The sequence below is a fragment of the Butyrivibrio sp. YAB3001 genome (assembly GCF_900112195.1).
In the GTDB taxonomy this organism is placed as follows: domain Bacteria; phylum Bacillota; class Clostridia; order Lachnospirales; family Lachnospiraceae; genus Butyrivibrio.
This window is the reverse complement of sequence record NZ_FOKR01000002.1, coordinates 848,869-855,154: the sequence shown is the minus strand read 5'-3', so window position 1 is coordinate 855,154 and position 6,286 is coordinate 848,869. Positions and strand designations below refer to the sequence as shown.

Below are 6,286 nucleotides of genomic sequence, written 5' to 3'. Positions count from 1 at the left end.
AATTCTTTTTGCTGATATTCAGTCCAGGAAGTGAAGAGAGCAAAAAGTTCTGGTTTTGAGCAGATTTCTGCCAGGATTTCTTTTTCGGTCTTTAGAACCGGAAAGAATTGTTTTAATAAATTTTTTGTCATTAATTAATTCCTTTCTGTTGTTACTGTCGTGGATTTGTTAGGCTGTGCAAGCGGCAAAGTTTTTTGTGTTTTGAGAAAATGCTGTAAACGGGAAGCGGTTTTCAACAAATGAAAAATAGTTTACGACTCACAAATACTTGCCGATTAAAGGCGTAGCAGCCGGAAATATAGAAGTAACAGATATTTTTGATGGCTCAGAAATGAGCAACAAAACTAGGTTATCATAAAATTCTTAAGATTTACCGTCGAAAATTCTTAAGATTTCCTTAATTTGCTCAAATGATATGCTATAATACCGCTATGGAAAAGAAGAGATTATATTTATCAATTGAGAATATTTTTGTTTACGGCTATTTTTTGTTATCAGCCGTTCTTTTTTTGCTGTTGGCTTCAAGGTCATCATTATTGTATGTCTGCAATAACTGGGATGATGCGAACAGCTATTTTTCTATGGGAAAAGCGCTGTTTAATGGGAAAGTGCTTTACAGAGATGTCTTTGATCAGAAGGGAATGTATCTTTATTTCTTGTATGGGCTTGCATATCTGGTTTCACATACTACCTTCAAAGGTGTCTTTTTACTTGAGATAATTCTTGGAACGTTAGATATCATTGGATTTAATAAAATTCTTTCGCTGTATACCAAAAAACGTATAGCTGCATTGCTTGCGCCGCTTCCTTTTATGACGATTGTATCGTCAAGAAGTTTTTGGTGGGGAGGAGCAGCTGAGGAAATATGTCTTCCTATTTATATATGGGGATTGTACATTCTCCTGGATTATTTCAAAAACAAGTATCCGGATTCAACAATGTCATTTAAACGGATATTTATTGGCGGCCTTCTTGCGGGATTAATTGCTAACATTAAGTTTACCGGGCTGGGCTTCTTTTTTGCCTGGATGGCGCTTGTGTGGCTCGCTTTTTTGACGCATAAAGAGTTTGTTTCGAGTATTAAAGCCTGCGTAATATTTCTTTTGGGAATGTTTGTGCCTTTTGTACCGTGGATTATTTATTTTGCGCTAAATCACGCCCTTTACGACTGGTATTGGGGATATGTTTACATAAATGTTTTTCTTTATCCTAATGAGGCGATGGGCGGGATTTTTGGCAGAATATACACCATGGCTAAGATTTTGTACTGGCTCATATGGGACAACTTTATGTATTTTGCATTTGTTATTTTGGGACTTTTTTATTCTTTATTAAAAAGAAATCAAAAGATTCTAACAAGGTTTGCTGCCCCAATTTTGTTTGCATTTATGTTCATGGGTATTTTTATTGGCGGCAGGGAATTGCCATATTATTCATTGCCGCTTAGCGTTTTTTCGGTGTTGGGCGTTGCACTTTGTGGAGAAGTTATTGATTTTTTCCTGGCAAAAAGAAAAGAAAACAGTATGTCAGGATTTGGTGTAAAAGATATACTTATAAGTGTGCTTTTGTGTGCATTTTCAACTATAATTATTTATTTTACATCCATGAATATTCCGTTTTTAGCGGAGACAAAAGAAAATATGTTTTTATATCGCTTCAGAGACGAGGTGCTGACAGAAGATGATCCAACGCTTCTGAACATCGGATGCCTTGATGCGGGACTTTATACGCTTACGGGAATTGTGCCATCCTGCCGGTGGTTTCAGACACAAACGCTTGATGTTCCTGAACCGGAGAATAATCCGTATAAAGAACAGGACAGATATATAAAAGAAGCGATGACAGATTTTGTGATTGCAAGGGACACATATCCTGAATTTATTTTTGAAAAATATGATCTTATAGACCAGGCGCCATACAGCTACAGTGGCTACGATTTTATATTTTATTTGTTTAAGAAAAAGCAGTGATAAACACTACTGTTCAGGCAGAAATACGCGAATTATCAGCTGGAGAAGCAAACAAGTGAGCCGTAACAACATAAACTGACAATATGCTGGCAAGTTTCCAATTTGACTTGTAGTATGGTCTAAAATCTGATACAATGGAGAATGGATTTTGCTAAAATATAGGGCAAATATACCCTTTTTTATGTGGAGATATACGAAATGAGCATTATTGATAAGATTATTGGAACACATAGTGAAAGAGAACTTAAGAGAATCAAGGGAACTGTTGATTCTATCGAGGCTATGAGATCTCAGATGCAGGCTCTTTCAGATGACGAATTAAGAGGCAAGACTGAGGAGTTTAAGAAGAGACTTGCAGATGGTCAGACTTTGGATGACATCATGCCTGAGGCTTACGCAGTAGTCAGAGAGGCCGGCAAGAGAGTGCTTGGAATGGAACACTTCAGAGTACAGCTTATTGGTGGCGTAATACTTCACCAGGGCAGAATTGCCGAGATGAGAACCGGTGAAGGTAAGACTTTGGTTGCTACACTTCCTTCATATCTGGATGCGCTTGCCGGTAAGGGTGTTCATGTTGTAACAGTCAACGACTACCTTGCTAAGCGTGATGCTGAGTGGATGGGTAAGATTCATGAATTCCTTGGACTTACAGTTGGTGTTGTACTTAACAGTATGACTCCCGAGGAGAGAAGAGCAGCGTACAACTGCGATATCACATATGTTACCAATAATGAACTTGGTTTCGATTATCTTCGTGATAATATGGCTATCTACAAGGAACAGTGCGTTCTTCGTGGTCTGAACTATGCTATCATCGATGAGATTGACTCTATTCTTATTGATGAAGCAAGAACACCTCTTATTATTTCCGGACAGAGTGATAAGTCTACAAAGTTATATGAGGCCTGCGATATCCTTGCCAAGCAGATGACAAGAGGCGAAGATATGGAAGAACTCACCAAGATGGATGCCATCATGGGAGTTGAGAGAGAAGAGACAGGTGACTTTATAGTCAATGAGAAGGATAAGATTGTCAACCTCACAGAGCAGGGTGTTGCCAAGGTTGAGAGATTTTTCCGTATAGAGAACCTTGCTGATCCTGAGAATCTTGAGATCCAGCACAATATTATTCTGGCTCTTCGTGCTAATAACCTCATGCAGAGAGATCATGATTACATTGTAAAAGACGATGAAGTTCTTATCGTTGATGAGTTCACAGGACGTGTTATGCCTGGTCGTCGTTATTCTGATGGGCTTCATCAGGCTATTGAAGCTAAAGAGCACGTTAAGGTAAAAAGAGAGTCCAAGACGCTTGCAACTATTACATTCCAGAACTTCTTTAATAAATTTGAAAAGAAGTGCGGTATGACCGGTACAGCTCTTACAGAAGAGAGAGAATTCCGTGATATCTATGGACTTGATGTTATAGAGATTCCTACTAATGAGCCGGTTATCAGAATTGATCATCAGGATGCTGTTTACAAGACCAAGAAAGAGAAATTAAACGCTATCTGCGATGCAGTAGTTGAATCTCATGCAAAGGGACAGCCTGTTCTTGTTGGTACTATTACTATTGAATCTTCAGAAGAGATAAGCAAACTTCTTAAGAAGAGAGGAATCCAGCATCAGGTATTGAATGCTAAGTTCCATGAGATGGAAGCTGAGATAGTTGCTGAGGCAGGTAGAAAAGGCGCTGTTACAATTGCTACTAACATGGCTGGTCGTGGTACTGATATTAAGCTTGACGAGGATGCAAGAGCAGCAGGCGGACTTAAGATTATAGGTACAGAGAGACATGAGAGTAGACGTATCGATAATCAGCTTCGTGGTCGTGCCGGACGTCAGGGAGATCCCGGTGAGTCCAAGTTCTATCTTTCACTTGAAGATAATCTTATGAGACTCTTTGGATCTGAGCGACTTATTGCAATGTTCAACGCTCTTAAGATTCCGGATGGACAGGAAATTGAGCATGCATCACTTTCCAAGGCTATCGAATCAGCTCAGAAGAAGATTGAGTCCAACAACTATGGAATAAGAAAGAATCTTCTTGATTATGATCAGGTTAACAATGAGCAGAGAGAAATCATCTATGCAGAGCGTAAGAAAGTTCTTGACGGTGAGTCACTTCGTGATTCTATCTACAAGATGATCACAGATATTGTTGAGGCAAATGTTGAGACAGTTGTTGGTGAAGAGAATGATCCTGACAACTGGAACCTCCAGGAGCTTAATGAACTGCTTCTTCCTACAGTTCCTCTTAAGAAGATTACAAGAGGAAGAATTGACAATCTTACTAAGAGTGGCCTCAAACAGCAGCTTAAAGAAGAGGCTGTCAAGCTCTATGAGGCAAAAGAGGCAGAATTCCCTGAACCTGAGACAATCCGTGAGATTGAGCGTGTAATTCTTCTTAAGGTCATCGACAGAAAGTGGATGGATCATATCGATGATATGGATCAGCTTCGTCAGGGTATCGGACTTCAGGCTTATGGTCAGAGAGATCCTAAGATTGAGTACAAGCTTGCCGGCTATGAGATGTTCGATGATATGACTAAGGCAATCAGAGAAGATACTGTAAGACTTCTTTTCCACGTTCACATTGAAGAGAAAGTTGAACGTGAGCAGGTTGCTAAGGTGACAGGAACTAACAAGGATGATTCGCTTGCCAAGGCGCCTGTAAAGAGAATGGAAGCCAAGGTTTATCCAAATGATCCATGTCCATGCGGAAGTGGTAAGAAATACAAGAACTGCCATGGGAAAATTTGATAATTCATATATTCCCGAATAAAGCTCGGGAATATATAACAAATAGGCCATTCCAGTGCGACTACGCCGCAGGGCCTATTTGCACTTGTATAATATTCTCATGAAATGCGCAGCGTAGTGCGCATTTCTGAAATATCATTCGATAATTCACCACTTGACTAATAAATGTGAATTCGTTTATAATTGCCCCGAAACAGATGGGTTATGCCACTGTATTTGGGGCAAATTCATGGAATAAATGCGCAGATTAAAAACATTATCATTTGCCTGGGGTTGCCTGACATAGAATAAATGCGCAAATCAGTTGCTTATTGAATCTCGTAGAAAGCGAGAGGGCAACATACTTAAGCAGTAATAGTCGTTTTATTTATAGAAAGAGAGCACAATATGGTAATACTTGATCAGATGAAAGTTGAGATCCAGAATCTTCAGGAAACACTGAAAGAAGTTACAGCTTCTTTGGATCTTAACACTAAGAAAAAGATAATTGAAGAGCTTAGCCGTGAGATGGAAGAGCCTGGATTTTGGGATAATGCAGAGAAGGCCAACAAGAAGACAAAAGACCTCAAGAATATGCAGGATCTGGTTGCAAATATTGAGAGACTTAACAACCAGTATACAGATATCATTGACCTTATAGACATGCAGAATGCAGAAGGTGTTGATGATGACGATATGGCTGCTGAGATAAGAGCAGAACTTGATGATTTCGAGGATACTCTTGAGAATATCCGTATCAGCAATCTTTTGAACGGACCATATGATAAATATGATGTAATCTTAAGACTTAATGCCGGCGCAGGTGGAACAGAGGCTTGTGATTGGGCATCAATGCTTTACAGAATGTATACAAGATGGGCAGAGCGTAAGGGATTTACTACAGAAGTTCTTGATCTTCTTGACGGTGATGAAGCAGGAATCAAGTCAGTTACATTCCAGATTTCAGGTACAAATGCTTATGGTCTTCTTAAGTCTGAACACGGTGTGCACAGACTTGTTCGTATAAGCCCGTTCAACGCTCAGGCAAAGAGACAGACATCTTTTGTGTCATGTGATGTAATGCCTGATATTGAAGAAGATGTTGATATCGATATCAATCCTGATGACCTTCGAATTGATACTTATCGTTCAAGTGGTGCCGGTGGACAGCACATCAATAAGACATCATCTGCTGTACGTATCACTCATATTCCTACAGGAGTTGTAGTTGCCTGCCAGAATGAGCGTTCACAGTTCCAGAATAAAGATAAAGCTATGCAGATGTTGAAGGCAAAGCTCTTTATCATGAAGCAGGAAGAAAATCAGGCAAAGCTTGATGGCATTCGTGGTGAAGTTAAGGATAACGCATGGGGCAGCCAGATTCGCTCATACGTGCTTCAGCCATATACAATGGTTAATGATACACGTACAGGATTTAAGGCATCCAATGCAGATGGCGTATTAGATGGTGAACTTGATCCATTTATCAATGCATATCTTAAGTGGCTTGCTACAGGCGGAAAACCTGTTGGAGATACTTCTGAAGAATAAGAATAAAAAGAACCCCGGTAAAT

At 39.6% G+C, this 6,286-nt stretch carries 3 protein-coding genes; all 3 read left to right on the top strand.

Features of this window, described 5'->3' with window-relative positions; translation table 11 throughout:
- The first annotated feature begins 431 nt into the window (after positions 1-431).
- The gene (locus BM086_RS03500) at positions 432-1,970 is read left to right on the top strand and encodes a hypothetical protein (RefSeq protein WP_141107689.1); all 1,539 of its coding nucleotides are present in this window, start codon (positions 432-434) and stop codon (positions 1,968-1,970) included.
- A gap of 198 nt (positions 1,971-2,168) precedes the next feature.
- Positions 2,169-4,733, top strand: coding sequence for a preprotein translocase subunit SecA (gene secA, locus BM086_RS03495; protein ID WP_092323436.1), 2,565 nt, complete (start codon positions 2,169-2,171; stop codon positions 4,731-4,733).
- A gap of 387 nt (positions 4,734-5,120) precedes the next feature.
- On the top strand, positions 5,121-6,263 hold the full coding sequence (prfB, locus tag BM086_RS03490; protein WP_092323433.1) for a peptide chain release factor 2: 1,143 nt from the start codon (positions 5,121-5,123) through the stop codon (positions 6,261-6,263).
- Positions 6,264-6,286 lie beyond the last annotated feature (23 nt).

What these genes read in the sequence shown, in the direction of transcription:
- BM086_RS03500 (WP_141107689.1), top strand. Translation starts at nt 432, where the DNA reads ATGGAAAAGAAGAGATTATATTTATCAATTGAGAATATTTTTGTTTAC.
- secA (WP_092323436.1), top strand. Translation starts at nt 2,169, where the DNA reads ATGAGCATTATTGATAAGATTATTGGAACACATAGTGAAAGAGAACTT.
- prfB (WP_092323433.1), top strand. Translation starts at nt 5,121, where the DNA reads ATGGTAATACTTGATCAGATGAAAGTTGAGATCCAGAATCTTCAGGAA.